This window comes from Streptomyces sp. RGM 3693, from assembly GCF_050471125.1.
Taxonomy (GTDB): domain Bacteria; phylum Actinomycetota; class Actinomycetes; order Streptomycetales; family Streptomycetaceae; genus Streptomyces.
On the sequence record NZ_JBMPPQ010000001.1, the window covers coordinates 505,781 to 528,242 of the forward strand.

The following is a 22,462-nucleotide window of genomic DNA, read 5'->3' on the forward strand; positions in this document are numbered from 1 at the left end:
GCCGGGCCGGGCCCGTCCCGGGCGTCAGCCGCGGCCGGGCGGTGGGACGTTGACCAGGCTCCGGTGCAGGACGTAGGCGGGCACGTCCCGTACGCCGGGCGTGCCCGCGCCCGTGTCGTCCAGTGGTACCGCCGGGGTGGGGGTGACTCCGGGCAGGGCCTCGATCGTCGCCCGGAGCCTGGCCGCGGTGGCGCCGGCCGCGAACGTCCGCCAGGCCGAAGCATCCACCCACTCCCCGTAGTTGAGCACCCGTCCGCCGTCCTGCGAGAGGTGGAAGTGCGCGCCGAGCAGCCCCGGTACCGGCTCCTCGGCCACTATCCGGAGCGCGGTGTCGGCGAGGGTGCGCTGGGCCTCCGGCCCGGTGGTGGCGAACGTCGGGGTCACCAGGAACGCCGGCGTCCGGGTGGCGCGTTCCTCGGCCACATGACTGCGGTGGCGGCGATAGCGGATCAGGGCCGGACGGCGGATGCCCGGGATGGCCCGGTCGATGGGGCCGATGGCCGCGGGACGCCGGGTGCGGACCCATTCCCGGTGGGCAGCGTCGTCCTTCCACTGTGCGTAGTTGAGGACATGGCTGCCGTCGGTACTCAGGAACGTGGTGAGCGCCAGCATCGCGGCCGGGCGCTGCTGCTCCTCCCAGGCGGCCAGTACCGCGTCGGCCGCCGCGCGTTGGAAGCGGGCCGCGGGTACCACCCAGGGGCTGATCAGGACGGTGCCGGCGTCGGGCCGCCGGACGTCCGGGAAACCGGGGGAGGGAACGGGGGCCGGGGTGGAGGCGGTCGGGGGCATGGGGGCTCCTTGTCGTGCCGGGGCGGTCCTGGGATCTCGGGCACGATGCTGCCCCCTCAAGTTCGGTTGAGGTCAAGGGGGTTGGCGCGTGCCGGGGTGGAACACGCGGACCACACCGGCAGCCCCACCGTCGCTGAACCGGAGCTGCTGCTCGCGCTGTTGGACCGCCGGGAGACCGTCGGCCCCCGGCGCGGACCGACGGACCGACGGACCGACCCACGACCCCGGTGCGGACCGTCCCCTCGTACGGATTGGCTCACTGACCCCGGTGCGGTCCGTCCCCCGTGCGGACCGCACCCGGCGTGGACCGGTGGACCGGCCGCTACGCCTCCCGGTCCGCCTGTGTGTGCGTGCCGTCCGTCCCCGGGCGGCGCAGCAGTGTGCCGATGTGGGCGGCGGTGGCCGCCAGCCGGCGGCGGGACTCCGTGAGCTGTGCCGCGGTGACGCCGTGGTCGCGGGCGGCGTCCCGCAGGTCGTCCCGGAAGCGGTCCAGCAGGCGGTCGAAGTCGCGGGCCGGGTCGTCGCCGCCCGGCTCGGTGGCCCACGCGGGCGCGGCGGGCTCCTCGGGGGCGTGCGCCGCCCGGGCCGTCGGCGCTTCCGGGGACTCCGGGGCCGGCGCCTCGGGGGCCTCCTTGGTGAGGTCGATCCGCTCGACCGTGATCCGCGGGCCGTCCTGGGCGGTGCCGTGGTCCGCGGCGGCGCTGCGGTCCGCGGCGTCCGGGGCGGTCCGCCCGTGCTCGTCGGCCGCATCGGTGCCGGACGTGGCGCCGGTGTACCGGCCGACCTCGCGGGACACCTCGGACAGCGCGTCCCGCACCGCCGCCGACCAGTCGCCGGTGCGCACCGCCCCCTGGGCCTGTTCCTGGACGTGCTTGATGACCCGCTGGATCTCCTCGCGGGCGAACACCTGGGCGTCCCTGGCCTGCTTGCGGGCCCGCTGGGCGTCCTGCTTGGCGCGGCGGCTCTCCTCCTTGGCGCGGCGGGCCTGCTCCTTCCACTCCTCCTTGGCGCGCCGGAACTCCTCCTTCGCCTGGCGCCAGGCGTCCTTGTCGCCGAACGCGCCGTCGAAGTAGTCCGAGGCTTCCGGGAACGGCCGTCCGCCGGCCGGGCCCTTGCGCCCGCTCTGCGCGGCGCCAGCCTTCCCCGCATCGGCCTTCCCCGCGCCGGCCTTTCCGGCGCCCGCCCGGGCCTGCTGGGCGGCCTCCCGGACCTCCCGGCGCAGATCGCGTGCCGAGCCGCTGACGTCCGCGCGGATGTCGGAGGCGAGGGCCGCCACCGACTCGCGGATCTCCAGCTCCAGATCGGCGAGTTCCCCGCCGCGGTCGGCCAGTTCGGCGCGGCCGGCGTCGGTGATGGAGTAGACCTTGCGGCCGCCCTCGGTGGCGTGGGTCACCAGGCCCTCGGCCTCCAGCTTGGCCAGCCGGGGGTAGACCGTGCCGGCGGACGGGGCGTAGAGCCCCTGGAAGCGCTCCTCCAGGAGGCGGATGATCTCGTAGCCGTGCCGCGGGGCCTCGTCGAGCAGCTTGAGGAGGTAGAGCCGCAGGCGGCCGTGGGCAAAGACGGGGGGCATGCTCAGAGCACCTTCTTCCCGGCGGGTGGGGTCGTGGGGGAGGGGCCGTCGCCCGGTCCGCCGCCCGGCTCGTCGGCGAGGCCGTGCGGTTCCTCGTCGGCGGGGCGGCGCAGCAGGGCGAGGGCGCCGGAGATGGTGGTGGCCTTGAGTCGGCCGGTGCCGGCCCCCAACGAGCCGGTGATCCGCTTGGCGCCCCACTGGCCGGTGACCCGCAGGTCGTCGAAGGCGTTGGTGACCGCGCCGGTGGTGGTGCCCGCGTCCACCTTGGCGTCGGCCGGATCGGGCAGCCGGATGGCGATCTCGCCGGAGACCGTGGTCAGGTCGATCTCCGCCCCCGCCGCCGGGTCCAGGTCCAGGACCATGTCACCGCTGACGGAGTCGGCGTGCACCGCGCCGCCGGTGCCCTCGATGACCGTCAGATCGCCCGATACGGAGTTGAACTGGAGGTCGCCGGTCAGGGCCTGCGCCTCGACGTTGCCGGCGACGGTGTCGGCGCGGACCGGACCGGAGAGGCCGACGAGGGTGCAGTCCCCGTTGACCCCGCGCAGCTCCGTGCGCCCCGAGACGCCGGAGACGACCGCAGCGGCGCCGACCACCCCGACCTCGACGCGGGTGGTGGCCGGCACCGTCACCGAGACCACCGCGCTGCGGTTCCAGCCCTTGCGCTCCAGGAACTTCAAGAAGCCCTTCCAGGGCAGGTCGTCGTAGCCGACGGAGAGGGTGCCGTCCTCGTAGGAGACCGTCACCGGCGGGCCGTGCAGCTCGGAGATCTCCAGCCGGGCCGGCCCGCCCTCGGAGGTGCCGACGACGTTGACGGTGCCGCCCATCAGGCGCACGGAGAGGGCGCTGACGGGTTCCTCGATCTCCAGTGTGCGTGGTGCGGAGACCGTCCACTCGGTCCGGGCTGACATACCTGGCCTCCCCTGGGTAGGCAGACACGCAACATATCGCGTCTTCGTTAGACACGATATATCGCAGCCCGCGGGAGTCAAGCGGATCCAACCCCGACCCTGCCCTGATACGCCCCTGCCGTTCCCCTAGGTGACGCCGACCCGGCCCGCCGGCTACGCGCCCAACGAGCCGATGTCCGCCCCTACGCCCCTACGCCGCTATGCCCCTACTCATCGTCCTCGTCGTCCAGCCGAGCCAGCCAGGTAGCCAGCCGCTCGACCGGAACCTCGAAGTCCGGGTTGAGGTCGACGAACGTCCGGAGCTGCTCGGCCACCCACCCGAGGGTGACCTCCTCCTCGCCGCGCCGGTTCTCCAGCTCCTCGATGCCGCGGTCAGTGAAATACACGTGCTCTCCACCAGGTCAAAGGGACATTGCGGCCAGGATAGGCAGCCGCGGGGACCCGCCGTGCCACCGGCCGGGGGCGGCCCGCACCGCCCCCGGACAGCCCGAAGGGCCCGCCCCACCGAACGGTGGGGCGGGCCCTTCGCGGACCGTGGTCAGCGGCGGCTAGACGCTCACGCGTCGAAGACCTCCGCCACCAGCTGAGCCTGCTCGGCCTGGTGCCGCTTGGCCGAGCCGACCGCCGGCGACGAGCCGTGCGGCCGCGAGATGCGGCGCAGGCGCTCACCGTGCGGGACGTCGGCGCCGACCGCCAGGTCCAGGTGGTCGATCAGGTTGAGGCCGAGGAACGGCCAGGCACCCTGGTTCGCCGGCTCCTCCTGCGCCCACAGGTACTTCTCGGCGTTCGGGAACTTGGCGATCTCCGCCTGGAGCTCCTTGCCGGGCAGCGGGTACAGCCGCTCGATCCGGACCAGCGCGGTGTCGAACGCGCCGCGCTTGACCCGCTCCTCCTCCAGGTCGTAGTAGACCTTGCCGGAGCAGAAGACGACCTTGCGGACGTCCTCGGGCTTGACCACGGCGTCGCCGATGACCGGACGGAAACCGCCGGTGACGAACTCCGCCGCCTTCGACGCCGCGGCCTTCAGACGCAGCATCGACTTCGGGGTGAAGACGATCAGCGGCTTGTGGTGCGGGTTGTGCACCTGCCAGCGCAGCAGGTGGAAGTAGTTCGACGGGAGCGTCGGCATCGCGACGGTCATGTTGTTCTGCGCGCACAGCTGGAGGAAGCGCTCGATCCGGGCCGAGGAGTGGTCCGGGCCCTGGCCCTCGTAGCCGTGCGGGAGCAGCAGGGTGACGCCGGACGTCTGGCCCCACTTCTGCTCCGCGGAGGAGATGAACTCGTCGATGACGGTCTGCGCGCCGTTGGTGAAGTCACCGAACTGCGCCTCCCACATCACCAGCGCGTCCGGACGGGCCAGCGAGTAGCCGTACTCGAAGCCCATCGCCGCGTACTCGCTGAGCAGCGAGTCGTAGACGTTGAAGCGGGCCTGGTCCTCGGACAGGTACAGCAGCGGCGTGTAGTCCTCGCCGGTCTTCCGGTCGATCAGCACCGCGTGGCGCTGGCCGAACGTGCCGCGGCGGGAGTCCTGGCCGGCGAGCCGGACCGGGGTGCCCTCCATCAGCAGCGAACCGATGGCCAGGGTCTCGCCCATGCCCCAGTCGATCGTGCCTTCCTCGACCATCGTCGCCCGGCGCTGCAGCTGCGGCAGCAGCCGCGGGTGGACGGTGATGTGGTCGGGGATGTTGACCTGCGACTCGGCGATCCGCTTGACGACCTCCTGGGAGACCGCGGTCTCCACGTGGACCGGGAACTCGGCCTGCGGCTGCGGGACCTCCGGCACGGCCGGGGTCGTCGCGGCGTCGCGGACCTCGGTGAAGACCTTCTCCAGCTGGCCCTGGAAGTCCTGGAGCGCCTGCTCCGCCTCTTCGAGGGTGATGTCGCCCCGGCCGATCAGCGACTCGGTGTAGAGCTTGCGCACCGAACGCTTCTTGTCGATCAGGTCGTACATCAGCGGCTGGGTGAAGGCCGGGTTGTCGAGCTCGTTGTGGCCGCGGCGGCGGTAGCAGATCAGGTCGATGACCACGTCCTTGTTGAACGCCTGGCGGAACTCGAAGGCGAGCCGGGCGACCCGGACGACGGCCTCGGGGTCGTCGCCGTTGACGTGGAAGATCGGCGCCTCGATCATGCGGGCCACGTCGGTGGCGTACATGGAGGAGCGCGAGGACTCCGGCGCGGCGGTGAAGCCGACCTGGTTGTTGATGACGACGTGCACCGTGCCGCCGGTGCGGTAGCCGCGCAGCTGGGACATGTTCAGCGTCTCCGCGACCACGCCCTGACCGGCGAACGCCGCGTCACCGTGCAGCTGGATCGGCAGGACCGTGAAGTCCGTACCGCCCTTGTTGATGATGTCCTGCTTGGCGCGGGCGACACCCTCGACGACCGGGTCCACGGCCTCCAGGTGGGAGGGGTTGGCGGTGAGCGAGACCTTGATCTGCTCGCCGTCCAGACCGGTGAAGGTGCCCTCGGCGCCCAGGTGGTACTTCACGTCGCCGGAGCCGTGCATCGACTTCGGGTCGAGGTTGCCCTCGAACTCGCGGAAGAGCTGGGCGTACGACTTGCCGACGATGTTCGCCAGCACGTTGAGCCGGCCGCGGTGGGCCATGCCGATGACGGCCTCGTCCAGCCGCGCCTCGGCCGCGGAGTCGATGACCGCGTCCAGCAGCGGGATGACGGACTCGCCGCCCTCCAGCGAGAAGCGCTTCTGACCGACGTACTTGGTCTGCAGGAACGTCTCGAACGCCTCGGCGGAGTTCAGCCGGCGCAGGATGCGCAGCTGCTCGTCGCGCTCGGGGGACTTGTGCGCGCGCTCGACCCGGTCCTGGATCCACTTGCGCTGCTTGGGGTCCTGGATGTGCATGAACTCGATGCCGGTGGTGCGGCAGTACGAGTCGCGCAGCACGCCCAGGATGTCGCGCAGCTTCATCATGGACTTGCCGGAGAAGCCGCCGACCGCGAACTCGCGCTCCAGGTCCCACAGGGTGAGGCCGTGCTCGGTGATGTCGAGGTCGGGGTGCTTGCGCTGGTGGTACTCCAGCGGGTCGGTGTCGGCCATGACGTGGCCGCGGACCCGGTAGGAGTGGATCAGCTCGAAGACCCGCGCGGCCTTGGTGACGTCGTCGTCGTGTGAGGCGTCGATGTCGCGCAGCCAGCGGATCGGCTCGTAGGGGATCCGCAGCGACTTGAAGATGTCGTCGTAGAAGTCGTTCTCGCCGAGCAGCAGCTGGCTCATGATCCGCAGGAACTCGCCGGAGGCGGCGCCCTGGATCACCCGGTGGTCATAGGTGCTGGTCAGCGTCATGACCTTGGAGACACCCAGCTTGTTCAGGGCGTCCTGCGAGGTGCCCTGGAACTCGGCCGGGTAGTCCATCGAGCCGACGCCCATGATCATGGACTGGCCGGGCATCAGGCGCGGCACCGAGTGGACGGTGCCGATGCCGCCGGGGTTCGTCAGCGACGCGGTGACCCCGGTGAAGTCGTCCATCGTGAGCTTGTTGTCCCGGGCCCGGCGGACGATGTCCTCGTACGCCTGCCAGAACTCGAAGAAGCTCAGCGTCTCGGCCTTCTTGATGGCCGCGACGACCAGCTGGCGCTCGCCCTTCGCCTTCACCAGGTCGATGGCCAGGCCGAGGTTGATGTGCGCCGGCTTGACCAGCGTCGGCTTGCCGTCCTTCTCCGCGAAGGAGTTGTTCATCGACGGCATGGCCTTGAGGGCCTGCACCATCGCGTACCCGATGATGTGCGTGAAGGAGACCTTCCCGCCACGGGCGCGCTTGAGGTGGTTGTTGATGACGATCCGGTTGTCGAACAGCAGCTTCACCGGGACCGCGCGGACGGACGTGGCCGTCGGCAGCTCCAGGGACGCGCTCATGTTCTTCGCGACGGCCGCCGACGGGCCGCGCAGGGTGACGAACTCGGGACCCTCGGGTGCCTCACCGGCGGGGGACTGCTTGGCAGCCGGAGCCGGCTTCGCCGCGGGCTTCGCGGGGGCGCTCTTGACGGGCGCGGGCGCAGCGCTCGCGGCCGGCTTCGCCGGGGCGACCGGGGCCGCGGCGGGGGGCTTCGGAGCCTCCGCGGCGGGGGCCGCCGCAGGGGCCGGGGCCGACGGGGCCGGAGCTGCCGGGGCAGCGTCGGTCGTCGGCTGGCTCGGCGCGGTGGCGCCGCCCGGCTTGTAGTCGGCGAAGAAGTCCCACCAGGCTCGGTCTACCGAGTTCGGGTCCTGGAGGTACTGCTGGTAGATCTCGTCGACGAGCCACTCGTTGGAGCCGAACGCGGCAGCGGGATTCTTCCGCTGCTCTTCCTGTTCGGTCGAGACACTCGCACTGTTGGGGGACTGTAGCGACACGGCGGCAACCGCCCTCTTCCGCTTCCTAAGGTGGTGGACAGCGGGAATAAAGGCTACGCCTCTTGTGACCTTCGGTGCAGTCCGGGAGGGTCACTCGTCGCGCACATCACATTCACCGAAGGGTTTCAGGGGCTGACTTGGCGGGAAACACCCGTGGTTTGCCTGCGTGCGGGTAGCGGGCATCGCCGTCGCACCCCGGAATGAGTGCTCCCACCACCGACCCTACGTCAGTCGGCGTCAACCCCGGGATGACTCCAGCCCCGGAAGAATGACCCGGATCCGGCAACCTCGGGGTGATTCGGCCACCCCGATCCGTCCGCCGTGCAGGTCCACCGCCCAGCGCGCGATGGCCAGGCCCAGCCCCGTCCCGCCGTCGGTGCCCGGACCCGAGGGGGCGGGTCCGCCGCGGTTGAACCGTTCGAAGACCCGGTAGCGCTCGGACTCCGGGATGCCGGGGCCCTCGTCCTGCACCTCCAGCACCAGGCTCTCCGGCCCGTCGCCGCGCCGGGCCCGCACCGTGACCCGGCCGTGCCGCGGGCTGTGCTTGATCGCGTTGTCGATGAGGTTGGCGACGACCTGGTGGAGCCGCTCGGCGTCGGCGTACGCGGTCAGCTCCGGCGGGGAGACGTCGAGGTGGAGGTGGACGTCCGCCCGGGTGTGGGTGCCGGTGCCGGAGAGCGTGGAGGCGCCGCGGCTCATGTTGGCCTCCTTGAGCACCCCGGACAGGTACGGCCAGACCTCGAAGCGGCGGGCGTGCAGCGGCACCACGCCGTTGTCCAGCCGGGACAGGTCCAGCAGGTGTTCCACCAGCCGGCCCAGCCGCTCGGTCTGCTTCAGCGCGGTCCGCATGGTGTCGGCGTCGGGCTCGCAGACGCCGTCGACGACGTTCTCCAGCACCGCGCGCAGCGCCGCGATGGGGGTGCGCAGCTCGTGCGAGACGTTGGCGACGAGTTCCTTGCGGTGGGTGTCCACCGCTTCCAGGTCGGCGGCCATGCGGTTGAAGGCGTCGGCCAGGTCGCCGAACTCGTCGCGGCGGTCCGCGCGGACCCGGCGGGTGTAGTTACCGTGCGCCATCGCCCGGGTCACCTCGGTCATCTCGCCGAGCGGGGCGGTCAGCCCGGTGGCCACGAACTGGGTGATCAGCAGCGAGGCGATGATCGAGAAGACCGTGATCACCCGCAGCTCGGTCGCGGAGTGCATCGCCACGAACACCAGGAGCGTGGTGATGATCACCGAAACGATCACCAGGGCCCCGAGCGCCGCCTTGACCGAGCGGTACGGGTCCAGCGGCCGCAACGCGTCCCAGACCCGGTCCCACAGGTCCCGTGCCCGCGGCCGCCACCGACGGATCATGCGGGCGGGGTCTCCAGGGCGTACCCGACGCCGTGGACCGTGCGGATGCGCTCGGCGCCGATCTTGCGGCGCAGCGCCTTGATGTGGCTGTCCACCGTCCGCGTCCCCGACGCGTCCGCCCAGTCCCAGACCTCGGCCAGCAGCTGCTCGCGGGAGAGCACCGCACGCGGGGTGTTCGCCAGGCAGACCAGCAGGTCGAACTCGGTGGGGGTGAGGTGGACGTCGGTGCCGCGTACCCGCACCCGGCGCTGCGCGTGGTCGATCTCCAGCTCGCCCAGCCGCAGGATGCCGCTGCGCGGGGTGTGCGCGGCCAGTGCGGCCCGCTCGACCCGACGCAGCAGGACGTGCACCCGGGCGGCCAGCTCCCGCATGGAGAACGGTTTGGTCATGTAGTCGTCGGCGCCGACCCCGAGGCCCACCAGCATGTCGGTCTCGTCGTCGCGGGCGGTGAGCATCATCACCGGCACCGGGCGCTGCGCCTGCACCCGGCGGCACACCTCCAGGCCGTCGAAGCCCGGCAGCATCACGTCGAGGACGAGCAGGTCAGGCTGCCACGCCTCGGCCGTGTCGACCGCGGCCGGGCCGTCGGTGGCGGTCTGCACCTGGAAGCCCTCCGCGCGCAGCCGGGCCGCGATGGCATCGACGATCGTCGGATCGTCCTCCACGACCAGCACCCGGCGCTGGGCGCCCGGCGTGGCCGCGGTGGTGCCGCCCTGGGTTGTCTGAGTCTGGTCCATCGCCCGCCCCTGCATGTGCCCTGCGTGGTCGCGTCTTGCTGGGCAGCAGCGTAAGGGCATGATGTGACAGTCGGCTACGCGCCCTACGCGGACCGGAGCGCCAGGTGGACCACGTCCGGGACGCCTCGGGCAACCGGGATCTCTTCGGTCCGTACACCCTCGAATCCGGCATTTCCCAGCGCCCGTTCGAACTCCGACGACGGCTGGGCCGACCACACGGCGAGCACCCCGCCGGGGGTCAGCCGGTCCCGGCAGGCGGCCAGGCCGGCGGGGGAGTAGAGCCCGTCGTTGTCCTCGGTGACGGTCCAGTCCGGGCCGTTGTCGATGTCCAAGCACAGCGCGTCGTACGTGAGTTGGCCGGCGCCCTCGCGCAAGTACGCCACCAGGTCGGTGTGCCGGACCTCGGTGCGCGGGTCGGCCAGCGCCGGTCCGGAGATCGCCGACAGCGGGCCGGTGTGGTGCCAGTCGATCACCGCCGCCTCCCGCTCGACGACCGCGATCCGGCCCCAGCGCGGCTCGGCGGCCGCCCGGGCCAGGGAGAAGCCCACGCCCAGTCCGCCGATCAGCACCGAGGGCCGTGCCCGGTCGGGCGGCAGGGCGGTCAGCGCGGCGTCGACCAGCAGTCGTTCGGAGCGTCCGTCGGAGGTGTCCATCAGGAAACAGCCGTTGGCGATGATCTCGTAGACCGGGCCGTCCCCCTTCCCGGGCGGGGCAAGGGCGTTGGGGTCCCGAGTGGCCGGGTCCCGGCGCCGCAGCACCACCTCTCCGTAGGGGCCCGCACGCCGGTCGAGGGTGCGTACGGCCGGCTCGGCGACGGCGGTCGGATGCCAGGGGTGGGCGGGATCCATGCAGCCATCTTGGCCAACTCCGCGTGCGGTGGTCCAGCGCCGGACGGACGGTGGGACGGGGCGGGTACGGCGGCCGGAGCAGCGGACGCAGTGCACCGCACGAGGGTTGAGGACTGTGAGGGATATCACTCACACAGCTGACTCATGGGTTGGCCGTGCACAGTGGATCCCGGACGGTGCGCGGGGTCGTGGAAGGACCTGGGATGGCGAGTGCGGTGGAGACGGCCGGCGGTGCGCCGGCCGGGGACGGGGCAGGTGAGGGCGCTCCGGTGCTCCTCCCCGGGATGCCCCGGCAGCGCGGTGGCGCGGCCGCACCGGCCGCGGACGCCCCGCCGGTCGTGGCGGAGCCCTCGGACGCCCCGGCCCGCCGCCCCCGCGCGCGCCTGCACCCCTGGCGGCTGCTCCCCACTCCGACCGGCGCCCCCTTCACCTTCTGCTACGCGCTGCTGCTCGTGGCCACCTCGCTCTTCGCCGAGCAGGGCGACCCCTCCCTGGTCTCCGCACTGCTCCAGGGCTCCAGTACGGACGTGGTCCACCTCGCCCAGGCGCCGCTGCTGGTGCTGGTCGCCAGCGCCCTGTGGATCGCCGGCGGGCTGCTCTCCGGGTACGCCGTCGCCTTCCTCTTCGTCCTGACCGCGCTGGAGCGGCGGATCGGCGGGGTGCGCGCCGCGGCGGTGTTCTTCGGCGGGCACGCGCTGGCCACCCTCGCCACCGAGATGCCGGTCGGCTTCTCGGTCGCCGCCGGGGGGCTGCCGGACAGCGCGTTGCACCGCCTCGACTACGGCATCAGCTTCGGCGTGATGACCTGCGTCGGAGCGCTCGCCGGACTGCTGCCCGCCTGGGTGCGCTGGCCGCTGCTGGTCGGCGCCGGCTACCAGGCGGTGTCCGGCCTGCTCGCCTACGTCGACCCGATGACCGACTGGGGCCACCTGCTCTCGCTCGCCCTGGGCGTCGCCGCCTGGCCGCTGCTCCGGTACTGGCGGGCGCAGCGCTCCGGGCCCGCCCCGCTGCTGGGCGACCTGGGGCACCCGGCGCTGCGGGCCACCCGGACGTCCTGACCCCGGCGCCGGTCGCGCGGACGGCCCGCCGGGCGCACCGGCGGCGCCGGTCGCGGAGAACGTCGCGGAGAATGGGGTCCTTCGCGGGCGCTGTGACGGAGGGCGTCCGCCGGCCGCAGGAGCAGAGAAGAATCGTGTCGCACGAGCGCCGCCGCCCCGCCCAGGACCGCACGTCCGCCCCGCCGCAGAGCCCGGACGGTCCGGACGCCGCCCGGCTCCCGCTGCTCTCCGACTGCGGCAACTGCTTCGGTCTGTGCTGTGTGGCGCTGCCGTTCGCGCGCTCGGCGGACTTCGCCCTCGACAAGGAGGCCGGCCGGCCCTGCCCGAACCTCCGGACCGACTTCCGCTGCGGCGTCCACCGCGACCTGCGGCAGCGCGGCTTCTCCGGCTGCACGGTCTTCGAGTGCTTCGGCGCCGGCCAGAAGATCTCCCAGGTCACCTTCGAGGGGAAGGACTGGCGGACCGCGCCGGAGACCGCCCGGCCGATGTTCGACGCGTTCGCCGTGATGCGCCAGCTGCACGAGCTGCTCTGGTACCTGACGGAGGCGGTGGCGCTCCCGTCCGGCGCCCGCGCCGTTCCCCAAGCTCTCAACTCCGTTCGAGCAGGGGAGGCCCCAATCACCGGAACGGCTGGTGCCGTGCTGCCCGCTGCGGTGCGCGATGAGCTGCAGGCCGCCCTGGAGGAGACCGAGCGGCTGACGCTGGGCACCGCCGAGGAGCTGGCCGGGCTGGACGTGGCCGCCCACCGCGGCGTGGTCAACGTCCTGCTGCTGCGGGTCAGCGAGCTGGTCCGGGCGAACGTCCCGGGCCGTAAGAAGGAGCGGCGGGGCGCGGACCTGATGGGGGCGCGGCTCAAGGGCGCCGACCTCCGGGGTGCCAACCTGCGCGGGGCGTACCTCATCGCGGCCGACCTCCGCGGCGCCGACCTCCGGTCCGCGGACATGATCGGCGCCGACCTCCGGGACGCCGATCTGCGCGGCGCCGACCTCACCGGCAGCATCTTCCTGACGCAGGCCCAGGTGAACGCCGCCCGGGGTGACGCGACCACCCGGCTGCCGCGCGGGCTGCGCAGCCCCGCCCACTGGTAGCGCCTCCCCTCCCGGTGGGGCCCACGACCCCTGCCCCGTAACCGAGTTACCCGCACCTGATCGCTCACAGCGAACACGTGCCGGGGAACAACGGCAGGCCGCTCGGCATTGAGTGGGTAAAGCTCAACTTGCTTGCCGAAGGGGAGATCATGACCGCTGAGTCGACGGCGTCCACCACGCTCATCCTGCCCGTGCTGCCCCTCGACGACGAGGTCGTTCTGCCCGGCATGGTGGTGCCCCTGGACCTGTCCGACGCCGAGGTGCGGGCCGCAGTGGAGGCCGCCCAGGCCGCCGCCTCGTCAGGCTCGTCAGGCTCGTCGGGCAGCAAGCCCAGAGTGCTGCTGGTGCCGCGGATCGACGGGACGTACGCGGCGATCGGCACGCTCGGACGGATCGAGCAGGTCGGACGGCTGTCCGACGGTGACCCCGGGGCCCTGATCCGAGGGCTGGGCCGGGTGCGGATCGGTTTGGGCACCACCGGCCCGGGCGCCGCGCTCTGGGTCGAGGGCACCCCCGTCGAGGAGACGGCGCCGGACCCCCTCCCCGGCGCGGTCGGCGAACTCGTCACGGAGTACAAGGCGCTGGCCACCAGCTGGCTGCGCAAGCGTGGCGCCTGGCAGGTCGTGGACCGGGTCACCGGCATCGACGACGTCCCCACGCTCGCCGACAACGCCGGATACCTGCCGTTCCTGACGAGCGAGCAGAAGCTCCAGCTGCTGGAGACCACCGACCCGGTCACCCGGCTGAAGTACGCCACCGACGTGCTCCGCTCCCACCTGGCCGAGCAGGACGTCGCCGAGTCCATCGCCAAGGACGTCCAGGAGGGCGTCGACAAGCAGCAGCGGGAATTCCTGCTGCGGCGCCAACTGGAGGCGGTCCGCAAGGAACTGGCCCAGCTCAACGGCGACCCGGAGGACGAGGGCGACGACTACCGCGCCCGGGTCGAGGCCGCCGACCTGCCCGAGGAGGTCCGCACGGCCGCCCTCAAGGAGGTCGACAAGCTGGAGCGGGCCAGCGACCAGAGTCCCGAAGGCTCCTGGATCCGCACCTGGCTGGACACCGTCCTGGAACTGCCGTGGCACGAACGGACCGAGGACGCCTACGACATCGCGGGCGCCAAGCGGGTCCTGGACGCGGACCACGCCGGGCTGGAGGACGTCAAGGAGCGGATCACCGAGTACCTGGCGGTGCGCAAGCGGCGGTCGGAGCGCGGGCTCGGCCTGGTGGGCGGGCGCCGCGGCGGCGCCGTCCTGGCGCTCGTCGGGCCTCCGGGCGTCGGAAAGACCTCGCTCGGCGAATCCGTCGCGCGGGCCATGGGGCGGAAGTTCGTCCGGGTCGCCCTCGGCGGCGTCCGGGACGAGGCGGAGATCCGCGGCCACCGGCGGACGTACGTCGGCGCGCTGCCCGGCCGGATCGTGCGGGCCATCAAGGAGGCCGGCTCGATGAACCCGGTCGTCCTCCTCGACGAGATCGACAAGGTGGGCTCCGACTACCGGGGCGACCCGGCCGCCGCCCTCCTGGAGGTGCTGGACCCGGCGCAGAACCACACCTTCCGGGACCACTACCTGGAGGTCGAACTGGACCTGTCCGACGTGGTGTTCCTGGCCACCGCCAACGTCCTGGAGGCGATCCCCGAACCGCTGCTGGACCGGATGGAAGTGGTCCGGCTGGACGGCTACACCGAGGACGAGAAGGTCGTCATCGCCCGCGACCACCTGGTGCCGCGCCAACTGGAGCGGGCCGGCCTGACGCCGGGCGAGGTGACCGTGGCGGACGACGCGCTGCGCAAGCTGGCCGGTGAGTACACCCGCGAGGCGGGCGTACGGAATCTGGAGCGGTCGGTGGCCAGGCTGCTGCGCAAGGTGGCCGCCCAGCACGAACTGGGCGAGCGCGAGCTGCCCTGCACCGTAGGGGTGGACGGGCTGCGCCCGCTCCTCGGGCGCCCGCACCACACCCCGGAGTCGGCCCAGGAACCGGCCGGGCGGCGGACCGCGGTGCCCGGTGTGGTCACCGGTCTCGCGGTCACCGGTGCCGGCGGAGACGTGCTCTACGTGGAGGCGTCGCTGGCCGATCCGGAGACCGGTGCCTCCGGTTTGCAGCTGACCGGTCAGCTGGGCGACGTGATGAAGGAGTCGGCGCATATCGCGCTGTCCTTCCTGCGCTCGCACGGCGCCGAACTGGAGCTGCCGGTGGGCGACCTCAAGGAGCGCGGGGTCCATCTGCACGTCCCGGCCGGCGCCGTCCCCAAGGACGGCCCCAGCGCCGGCATCACGATGACCACCGCGCTGGCCTCGCTGCTGTCCGGCCGCCCGGTCCGTCCGGACGTCGCGATGACCGGTGAGGTCTCGCTCACCGGGCGGGTGCTGCCGATCGGCGGCGTCAAGCAGAAGCTGCTGGCGGCGCACCGGGCCGGGATCACCACGGTGGTCATCCCCCAGCGCAACGAGCCGGATCTGGACGATGTGCCCGCGGAGATCCTGGAATCGCTGGAGGTGCACCCGGTCGCGGATGTCCGGCAGGTGCTGGAACTGGCACTGACCCCGGCGGCGAACGGGGCCGAGCCCGGGGTCCCGGTCGCGGCGTAACGCTCCGGCGGCGGTCGGTCCGTCCGAGCCCGCCGCCCGGTGGATCTCGGTGCGGTGACTTGGAGGAGAAGTGTCCTTGAGGGCGGAGGAACTGGCGCCCAGTGATTGGTGTGGCCATGCCAGAACTGACGGTACGCGCGTAGATCCCCGTGGCAAAAGGGGGTCGCGGGGCTTCCGTTGGTCTACTCCTGCGAAGCAGGGTAGCGAAAGGCCCCGCTGCTCCGAAGATGGTGGAGTGGCGGGGCCTCACTGGGCTTCAGGTCAGGCAGCAGGGAAGTCTCCGCGCTGGGTTGCAGCGACAAAGGAGGCCCATGCGTTCGGGGAGAGCGTGAGGGCCGGGCCGTGCGGGTCCTTGCTGTCACGGACGGGGACCACGCCGCGCGAGGCGACAAGGTTTGGGGCAACCTCGACGCAATCACCGCCGTTGCTGCTGTAGGAGGACTTGAGCCAGCGGGGGGAATCGTCGGTCGTCACGGGGTGCCCTTTCGTAACTCGTTGATCATGGCCACAGACGCCGCCGGAGAAAGCGCCTCAGCCTGCAACTGATGGTAGGCCGTCAGTATGGGCACCACGGCTGTGACGTCGCGCTCCAAGTGTCCCCGTGCCTGTGACTCGGCATACGCGACAACGGATCGGTCAGCCAGAGTGAGGAGGTTAACCGGCAGGTTGAACGATCGCCGCGCTCCTATCTCAAAGGGTGACACCTGCAATACCCAGTTGGGGAGAGAGGCGACTTCGACCAATCGGCGAAACTGAGCTTCCATGACCTCTGCGCCGCCGACCGCATGACGAAGACAGCTCTCATCCATCACTACAAGCGCCATGGGCGGCCGGGGCTTCACCAGCGCGGCTTGCCTCTCCGCGAGGAACGAAACGCGTTCCTCCGCTTGTTCGGGCGTGATGGCCCCGCGCTGCACGTCACCATCCGCCACCGTCCGCGCGTACTCCGGTGTCTGCAACAGGCCGGGGATCAGCCCGATCTGAAACAGCCGGATCTCCACTGCCCGGCCCTCGTACTTGACGTACTCCGGGAAGCCCTCCAGCAACGCACCATGCCTGATCTCGCGGTACTCACGCTCAAACGACTCTGCTGCGCCCACGAGGCCGAGTGCGCGGTCAACGCTACGTGAGAAGCGGAGAGTTGGAGGCTTCCGACCATTTTCGACGGCTGAAATATGCACACTGGAATATTCCGTGCGGTTGGCGAGATCCTCTTGGGTCCAGCCGCGAGACTCCCGCAGGCTGCGTAAACGCGCTCCGTAGGCCGCCTGAGGCGAGGCGTCTGGGTTCAACTCGTTCTTATTCATGGTCCGTTCGCCGACCTTCCGTCCTTTGCTGACACATTGAACGCTTCCCAGGTGTGGGCCACGCTGAACCTACCCGGTAGCGGAAGCGCTACAGAGAGGCAAGGAGGGCGCCATGACCACCCCTGCCCGCACGCCCTACTCGGCGTGCGCCGAAGAGGGCGCGAAGCTCGAGGCCGCGCTGAAAGAGGCGGGCATCGTCGCCAAGCCCAGCACGGTGCAGGTGACGGACGAGGACGGCCTGAAGGCGACCCGTGTTGCCCCGCCTCTCCTCACGCCGAGCCAGATCGCCCGGGTTACCCGCATGGTGAAGGCGGCGCGGCAGTGAGCGGCAAGGACTCCCCGGAGCCGGCGAAGCCGACGGCTAAGGGTTCGACTGCGGACCTGAGCGCGAAAAACGCGAAGCAGAATCAGCGGTCCGACGGTGCGAACAGCGGCAAGACACCGGTCGGAAGTGGTAGCGATGGCTGACTACTTCCGCGATCACTTCCGGGCCCAGGAGCGCCCCGTATCGCTGTGCGAACTCGTTGGTCTGAACCCGAAGCCTGTCCATGGCTACGCTGGGTGCAAGTCGTGGGATGAGACGCGGGATCAGGCGCGTGCCCGCTGCGACTATGCAGCGGCTGCTGTGGCCAGCGAGGAGACGTGGCGACATCAGCTCAGCGTGGGCTGCCATGCGTAAGCGCGAGGCGCCGCAGCGCACCAAGACGTCGCAGGCCGACGAGTCACACAGTGATCAACACAGTTACGTCGCTGATGGCGTCACGTTCATTCCGAGAGGCAGGGGAGTGCCCGTTCCCCCGTGTCCGTATCCGTGTCAGGTGTGCGTGAAAAGGGGCCGTCAGTGAGTGATCCGGTACGTCGCCGTGGGGGAGGGTCGCTACCACTTGTCTCCGCGCTGCGAGGAGATAGACAGGGCACCTGTGAACTCCCGCTGTTTGTCACCGAGTTACCACCACGGGTAGCCGGGTAAGACCCAGTTCTGGTGGACCACGGTCCAAGGCAGCCGCGCGCTGCGGGGCGGTTCCGCAAGTGCGGAAAACGCTCCATGGAGGAGCCATGAGCGCGTTAGCCCCTCGGCCGGTGTTTGCATGGCTGGAGATGCGTTTACACGGCGATCTGAGCAGCCTGCGGAGGCGCCGGCCGTTGAGACTCCCGCCCCGGTCGGGGTCGGGCAGCATGCCCTCGTTTGGCGCTCCGCCTGACGGGTTCCGTACGAGTTCGCGAAAGGGAGGGTCTGACGATGATTGGACCGATCGTGAGGAACGGGGGTGACGGCGGAGACGGACACCCCGGCCAGCCCTGGGAGCCGCCTCCACCGCCGCCCCCGGATGGTGAGATGCCGCCCGGCGATGGGACGCACCGCAAGTGACGCTCACCCATGAGCAGGACGGCCGCGCCAGTGACGAGCTGGCGCGGTCCCTCCTCGAAGCCGGAGCCCTGACGCCCGCGTGGGCGGAGACGTTCAGGGCGGTACCGCGCGCGCTGTTCCTGCCGGATCTCGTCTGGTCACACGACATGGCCACCGGCCGCAGCATCCTCGTCTCCCGCGCCGACGACGCCGAAGCGTGGGAGCGAGCCGCGTACGCGAACGTCCCACTCGTCACCCAGTGGGACGACGGCCGGCACACCGGCACCGAGCCGGGCACCGTGCCGACCAGTTCCGCGAGCATGCCGTCAGTCGTGGCGGCCATGCTCCGCGACTTGGACGTGAGCGAAGGCATGCGGGTGCTCGAAGTCGGCACCGGTACCGGCTGGAACGCCGGACTCCTCGCCCGCCGGTTGGGCAGCTCCAACGTGGTCAGCGTCGAGATTGACGCCGCCGTCGCCGAGCAGGCCCGAGCAGCGTTGAAGCGCGCCGGACTCAACCCCGAGGTAGTCCACGGGGATGGCTGGGAGGGGTGGCCCGGCGGGGCACCGTATGACCGCGTGATCGTCACGGCAGGCGTGCGAGGCGTCCCGCCGCGCTGGTTGGAGCAGACGCGGCCGGGCGGGATCATCCTCGCCCCGTGGGGCACCCACTACAGCGACCAGGACGCCCTGGTCCGGCTGACCGTGGGCGAGGACGGCCAGGCGTCCGGGCCGTTCCTGCGCATGGTCGAGTTCATGAAGCTACGAGCTCAGCGTCTCGACTGGGACCAGTTCCGCGAGCACGTCCCAGCTTTCCCCGGCGACGCCGACGTGTCCCGTACGCAGCTCACCCTGGCGGACATGGGGGGCCGCTACGAGCCCGCCCGGTTCGTGGCGGGGCTCTGCGTGCCCGACTGTGCCCACGTCGTCAACCCGACCGGCGAGGGGACCGGGAAGGCGTGGTTCTTCGACCTGACGAGCCGGTCATGGGCCGCCGTCGAGTTCCGCAGTGGCGAGCCGGACGCCACGGTCTACCAGTCCGGGCCGCGCCGACTATGGGACGAGGTAGAGCGAGCCCTGACGTGGTGGGCCGAGAAGGGCAGGCCCGGCGTTGACCGGTTCGGCCTCACGGTCAGCCCGGACGGGATCACCCGCGCATGGCTTGACCACCCGGCGGACGTTCTGACGTTCGCCTGACCCCGAGAATGGCCCCGGCCCTCCGTCGTTCCCCCGTGGCTGACGGCCGGGGCTTTCCATGTCCGAGGTCATCCGGAAACCCCAGCCTCACGACGTGGAGACCGCCGACGAAAGTAGGTGTTTGAGCAAGGCTTGACCGGCGTCAAGCAGAAGCTGCTGGCGGCGCACCGGGCCGGCATCACCACCGTGATCATCCCCAAGCGCAACGAACCGGACCTGGACGACGTCCCGGCCGAGATCCTCGAAGCACTTCAGGTGCACCCGGTCGCGGACGTGCGGCAGGTGCTGGAACTCGCCCTGACGCCGGCCGCGCACGGGGAGCGGCCCGAGGCCCTGGTCGCGGCGTAGCGCCCGGAACGGCCCGGTGGACGGCCGGCCCGCCCCCGTGGGGACGGGCCGGCCTGCCGCGCCTCAGCCGTTGGCCAGCGCCTGGAGCCGGTCGTACGCCCCGTTGAAGCTGTTGTGGTCACCGACCGTCGGGCCGGTCGAGGTGTACTGCCAGATGGTGTGGAAGCCCCAGCCGGCCGGGAGTTCGCCGACCGACGAGCCGTAGCGCGGGACCCACAGCGGGTTGCTGCTGCCGAAGGCGGAGGAGTTGCCGGTGCACTGCTTCCACCAGCTGGTGGAGGTGTAGATGACGGCGTCCCGCCCGGTGCGTGCCTTGTAGGTGGCGAACCAGTCCTTCATCCAGTTCACCAGCCCGGCCGCGCTCAGCCCGTAACAGGTTGAGCCGTAGGGGTTGTACTCCATGTCGAGCGCGCCGGGCAGCGTCTTGCCGTCCTTGGACCAGCCGCCGCCGTGGTCGACGAAGTAGTTGGCCTGGGCGGCGCCGCTGGAGGTGTCCGGTGTGGCGAAGTGGTAGGAGCCGCGGATCATGCCGGAGTTGTAGGAGCCGTTGTACTGCTGCGCGAAGGACGGATTGGTGTAGCTGGTCGACTCCGTGGCCTTGACGTAGGCGAACTTCACGCCGCTGTTCCAGAGCGTCGACCAGGCGACGTTGCCGTTGTGGCTGCTGACGTCCACGCCCTCGACGGACGCGGTCAGCGAGGGCAGCGGCGGCAGCACGCCGCTCGTGGCGCCCTCGTGCTTGGCGATCTGGGAGCCGGCCCAGTCCTGTTCGGGGTGGCGGGGCTCGGGCGCGCGCCCGATGGCCGCGGCACCGGCCGTACCGGGCAGGCCGACGAGGAGGGAGACGGTCGCGAGGAGGATCCCGGCCACGGTCGCGCGGGAGCGCACGGAGCGGTGGGGGGAGCCGGATCTGAGCACGGGCATTACGTGCCTCCGTAGATCTCGGTGGATCTCGGTGCGGTGACTTTGCGGAGAAGTGACCTTGCGGAGTGATCTTTGAGGGGGAGGAACCGGCGCCACACTTGGTGTGGCCATGCCAGGAAAGACGATACGCGCGTAGACCCCCGTGATAAAAGGGGGCTGCGAGCTGCCGTTGGTCTAATCCTGCGAAATACTGGCCCAACTGCGGTTCCGTCCGCTCGGGAAGGAAAATTTCCGGCGGCGGAAACGCGCGGAGGGCACAGCGGGGGAATTTCTGGATGGGACAACGCGGGAAAGGGCGCTGACGTGCACGACACCGGAGCCGGCGGTACCACGGCGGACGGCGAGCCGATGGGAGTGGACCCCGCATTCCTGTCCCTGGAACGCGAATTGGCGGTATTCCTGCGCCGGGCCCGCGCCTCGTCCGGCGAACTCGCCCGCGAGGTCCACCCCGACCTCGAACCAGCCGCCTACGGCCTGCTGGTGCGCCTCGCCGACGCCGGCGCCCAGCGCGCCACCGACCTCGCCGCCTTCTTCGGCGTCGGCAAGGCGACCATAAGCCGCCAACTCAACGCCCTGGAGAAGCTCGGCCTGGTGGCCCGCACCCCCGACCCGGCCGACGGCCGCGCCGTCCTGGTGCGGATCACCGACGAGGGCCGGGAGCGCTTCAACCGCGTCCGCACCGCCCGCCGCGCCCGCTACGCCCGCAACCTCGCCTCCTGGGACCGCGCCGAGGTCGCCGAACTCGCCCGCCTGCTCCACCGACTGAACGCGGAGCAGGAGGGAGAGGAAGGCTAGGGCGCTTCTGGCTGTTCTGTCCGGTGGGTCAGGGTCGGACCGGCCCTGGACCTGTCCGATGGGCCACGACCGGATCCGCGGCGTATCCGACCCCGCTCCACCGGACGGCCCCCAGTCGCCTCCCGAGCCGCGGCCGCCCGGCCCGGGTCACGGTGCGACGTGGACCACCGCCGCGTCGTCCCGGGCCTTCCCCCGCGGGTGCGCGACGCACTCCGGGTCCGCCGCCTCCAGGGCCCGCACCCGGTCGATCAGCGCCTGCGGCCCGGCCTTGGCGACCAGTTCCGCGCACTGGGCCCAGGAGCCGGCGCCGAAGACCTCCACCCAGCGGCCCGCGCCGTCGCTCAGCGCGGTCAGGGCGCGGATCTCGGCGCGCGGGGTGGTGCCGGTGACCGCGCGGGCGGCCACGGACGGATCGGCGGCCGCGGTGAAGAAGCCACCCTCGGCGTTCCGCAGCGCCTCCACCGCGCGGACGTACTCCTGGGCCGCGGCGGCGCGTTCGGCCGAGCCGCGGGGCAGGGCCCGGACCGCCGTGCGCCGGGCGCGGACCGCGGGCGGCAGGTCGTCGAGCCGGGTGTCGAGTACGGGATGCACCGAGCCGTCCGCCTTCTCCAGGAGCAGTACGGAATCGGACAGCACCAGGTGCTCCACGGTCTCCCAGGACCAGCGCGCGGCGACCACCGTTGCCTGGGGCGTGCGGGGGTGAGAAAGGTCACAGGTGGCGCGGTGCGTGTCGGCCGTTCTGGCGAGGGCGGCGGCGAGTACCTCAGCCAGCGTCATGTCGCGGCGTGAAACCGACAGTTCGAGCATTGCGCCCCCGAGCCGCGCGGTGAACCACGGCACGGAATGGACACAGCCGTCGTCCCCTGTCGGCGGGGTCACCCCGTCCAGCAGTACCAGGGCGCCGCCGTCCCCGGAGGCAGGTAGGGCGACCGACGCGTAGTCCTCGTTGGGGCGTTGGGGATCGCCCGGCTCGGTGGCGAGTGCGATGCGCATGTCGGAAAGTCTGCCGGAGGTGGCTGGAAAGGTGCGGTGGCAGGCCGCCATGACGGCTCAGGGGGGAGCGGTGGCCCGGTCGGCGACGGAGGGCCCGGGGGCCGGCTGCGGGCGGGCATCCTTCCAGGACCGGCACGCATCTCCAAACCCATCCGGGGGTTGCGCAGGGTTGCGGTCGAAACTGTTGCCGCACGGAAGTTGATGGCCAAACTCCGATTGCTGTTCACTCGTTCAGGTGGCCGGGCATGTGTTGCCGAGCCACTGCGC

18 protein-coding genes and 1 pseudogene are annotated in these 22,462 nt (G+C 71.4%); 7 read left to right on the forward strand and 12 right to left on the reverse strand.

What is annotated here, in order from left to right:
- Positions 1-24 precede the first annotated feature (24 nt).
- From ACO0M4_RS02345 to ACO0M4_RS02380, 8 genes are all read right to left on the reverse strand, one after another.
- Positions 25-789, reverse strand: coding sequence for an antibiotic biosynthesis monooxygenase (locus tag ACO0M4_RS02345; RefSeq protein WP_430367824.1), 765 nt, complete (start codon positions 787-789; stop codon positions 25-27).
- A 322-nt stretch (positions 790-1,111) separates the two neighbouring features.
- Positions 1,112-2,359 carry a helix-turn-helix transcriptional regulator gene (locus ACO0M4_RS02350; protein WP_430367825.1) on the reverse strand — a complete coding sequence of 416 codons (1,248 nt, stop codon included), beginning with the start codon at positions 2,357-2,359 and terminating at the stop codon, positions 1,112-1,114.
- A 2-nt stretch (positions 2,360-2,361) separates the two neighbouring features.
- The gene (locus tag ACO0M4_RS02355; RefSeq protein ID WP_430367826.1) at positions 2,362-3,270 is read right to left on the reverse strand and encodes a DUF4097 family beta strand repeat-containing protein; all 909 of its coding nucleotides are present in this window, start codon (positions 3,268-3,270) and stop codon (positions 2,362-2,364) included.
- Between the two features lie 206 nt (positions 3,271-3,476).
- Positions 3,477-3,656, reverse strand: a complete 180-nt coding sequence (locus ACO0M4_RS02360; protein WP_004937694.1) for a DUF6104 family protein — start codon at positions 3,654-3,656, stop codon at positions 3,477-3,479.
- A 170-nt stretch (positions 3,657-3,826) separates the two neighbouring features.
- Entirely contained in the window at positions 3,827-7,615 is a 3,789-nt protein-coding gene (locus ACO0M4_RS02365) for a multifunctional oxoglutarate decarboxylase/oxoglutarate dehydrogenase thiamine pyrophosphate-binding subunit/dihydrolipoyllysine-residue succinyltransferase subunit (protein WP_430367827.1), read from the reverse strand.
- A gap of 237 nt (positions 7,616-7,852) precedes the next feature.
- Complete coding sequence (locus tag ACO0M4_RS02370) at positions 7,853-8,968, reverse strand: sensor histidine kinase (protein ID WP_430367828.1); 1,116 nt, start codon at positions 8,966-8,968, stop codon at positions 7,853-7,855.
- Positions 8,965-9,705, reverse strand: a complete 741-nt coding sequence (locus ACO0M4_RS02375; protein WP_274913320.1) for a response regulator transcription factor — start codon at positions 9,703-9,705, stop codon at positions 8,965-8,967. Before ACO0M4_RS02375 ends, ACO0M4_RS02370 begins: the two co-directional genes overlap by 4 nt.
- An 83-nt stretch (positions 9,706-9,788) precedes the next feature.
- Positions 9,789-10,553: a spermidine synthase gene (locus ACO0M4_RS02380; protein ID WP_430367829.1), complete on the reverse strand. Its 765-nt coding sequence runs from the start codon at positions 10,551-10,553 to the stop codon at positions 9,789-9,791.
- Positions 10,554-10,756: 203 nt separating this feature from the next.
- On the opposite strand from ACO0M4_RS02380, the gene ACO0M4_RS02385 reads away from it, so the two are divergent.
- From ACO0M4_RS02385 to lon, 3 genes are all read left to right on the forward strand, one after another.
- On the forward strand, positions 10,757-11,611 hold the full coding sequence (locus tag ACO0M4_RS02385; protein WP_430367830.1) for a rhomboid-like protein: 855 nt from the start codon (positions 10,757-10,759) through the stop codon (positions 11,609-11,611).
- Positions 11,612-11,745: 134 nt separating this feature from the next.
- On the forward strand, positions 11,746-12,699 hold the full coding sequence (locus ACO0M4_RS02390; RefSeq protein WP_430367831.1) for a pentapeptide repeat-containing protein: 954 nt from the start codon (positions 11,746-11,748) through the stop codon (positions 12,697-12,699).
- 149 nt (positions 12,700-12,848) lie between these two features.
- The gene (lon, locus tag ACO0M4_RS02395; protein ID WP_430367832.1) at positions 12,849-15,284 is read left to right on the forward strand and encodes an endopeptidase La; all 2,436 of its coding nucleotides are present in this window, start codon (positions 12,849-12,851) and stop codon (positions 15,282-15,284) included.
- A gap of 261 nt (positions 15,285-15,545) precedes the next feature.
- Here the strand turns inward: lon and ACO0M4_RS02400 are convergent, their stop codons facing one another.
- Together ACO0M4_RS02400 and ACO0M4_RS02405 are read right to left on the reverse strand one after the other, a co-directional pair.
- Complete coding sequence (locus tag ACO0M4_RS02400; protein ID WP_430367833.1) at positions 15,546-15,758, reverse strand: DUF397 domain-containing protein; 213 nt, start codon at positions 15,756-15,758, stop codon at positions 15,546-15,548.
- Positions 15,755-16,591: a helix-turn-helix domain-containing protein gene (locus tag ACO0M4_RS02405; RefSeq protein WP_430367834.1), complete on the reverse strand. Its 837-nt coding sequence runs from the start codon at positions 16,589-16,591 to the stop codon at positions 15,755-15,757. Before ACO0M4_RS02405 ends, ACO0M4_RS02400 begins: the two co-directional genes overlap by 4 nt.
- Positions 16,592-16,703: 112 nt before the next feature.
- Here ACO0M4_RS02405 and ACO0M4_RS02410 point away from each other — a divergent pair, with 112 nt between their 5' ends.
- The 3 genes and pseudogenes from ACO0M4_RS02410 to ACO0M4_RS02420 form a co-directional block, all read left to right on the forward strand.
- On the forward strand, positions 16,704-16,916 hold the full coding sequence (locus ACO0M4_RS02410) for a hypothetical protein (RefSeq protein WP_430367835.1): 213 nt from the start codon (positions 16,704-16,706) through the stop codon (positions 16,914-16,916).
- A 1,040-nt stretch (positions 16,917-17,956) separates the two neighbouring features.
- Positions 17,957-19,135, forward strand: a complete 1,179-nt coding sequence (locus ACO0M4_RS02415; protein WP_430367836.1) for a methyltransferase domain-containing protein — start codon at positions 17,957-17,959, stop codon at positions 19,133-19,135.
- 138 nt (positions 19,136-19,273) lie between these two features.
- A pseudogene (locus ACO0M4_RS02420) lies at positions 19,274-19,483 on the forward strand (S16 family serine protease); the annotation flags it as partial.
- 63 nt (positions 19,484-19,546) lie between these two features.
- Here the strand turns inward: ACO0M4_RS02420 and ACO0M4_RS02425 are convergent.
- A complete protein-coding gene (locus ACO0M4_RS02425) occupies positions 19,547-20,407 on the reverse strand; it encodes a lysozyme (protein WP_430367837.1) in 861 nt (286 codons plus the stop codon).
- A 303-nt stretch (positions 20,408-20,710) separates the two neighbouring features.
- Here ACO0M4_RS02425 and ACO0M4_RS02430 point away from each other — a divergent pair, with 303 nt between their 5' ends.
- Positions 20,711-21,202, forward strand: coding sequence for a MarR family winged helix-turn-helix transcriptional regulator (locus ACO0M4_RS02430; RefSeq protein WP_430367838.1), 492 nt, complete (start codon positions 20,711-20,713; stop codon positions 21,200-21,202).
- 147 nt (positions 21,203-21,349) lie between these two features.
- Here ACO0M4_RS02430 and ACO0M4_RS02435 read toward each other — a convergent pair whose 3' ends face one another.
- Positions 21,350-22,195 (reverse strand): hypothetical protein, encoded by an 846-nt coding sequence (locus ACO0M4_RS02435; protein ID WP_430367839.1) that lies wholly within the window; start codon positions 22,193-22,195, stop codon positions 21,350-21,352.
- Between the last annotated feature and the right edge of the window lie 267 nt (positions 22,196-22,462).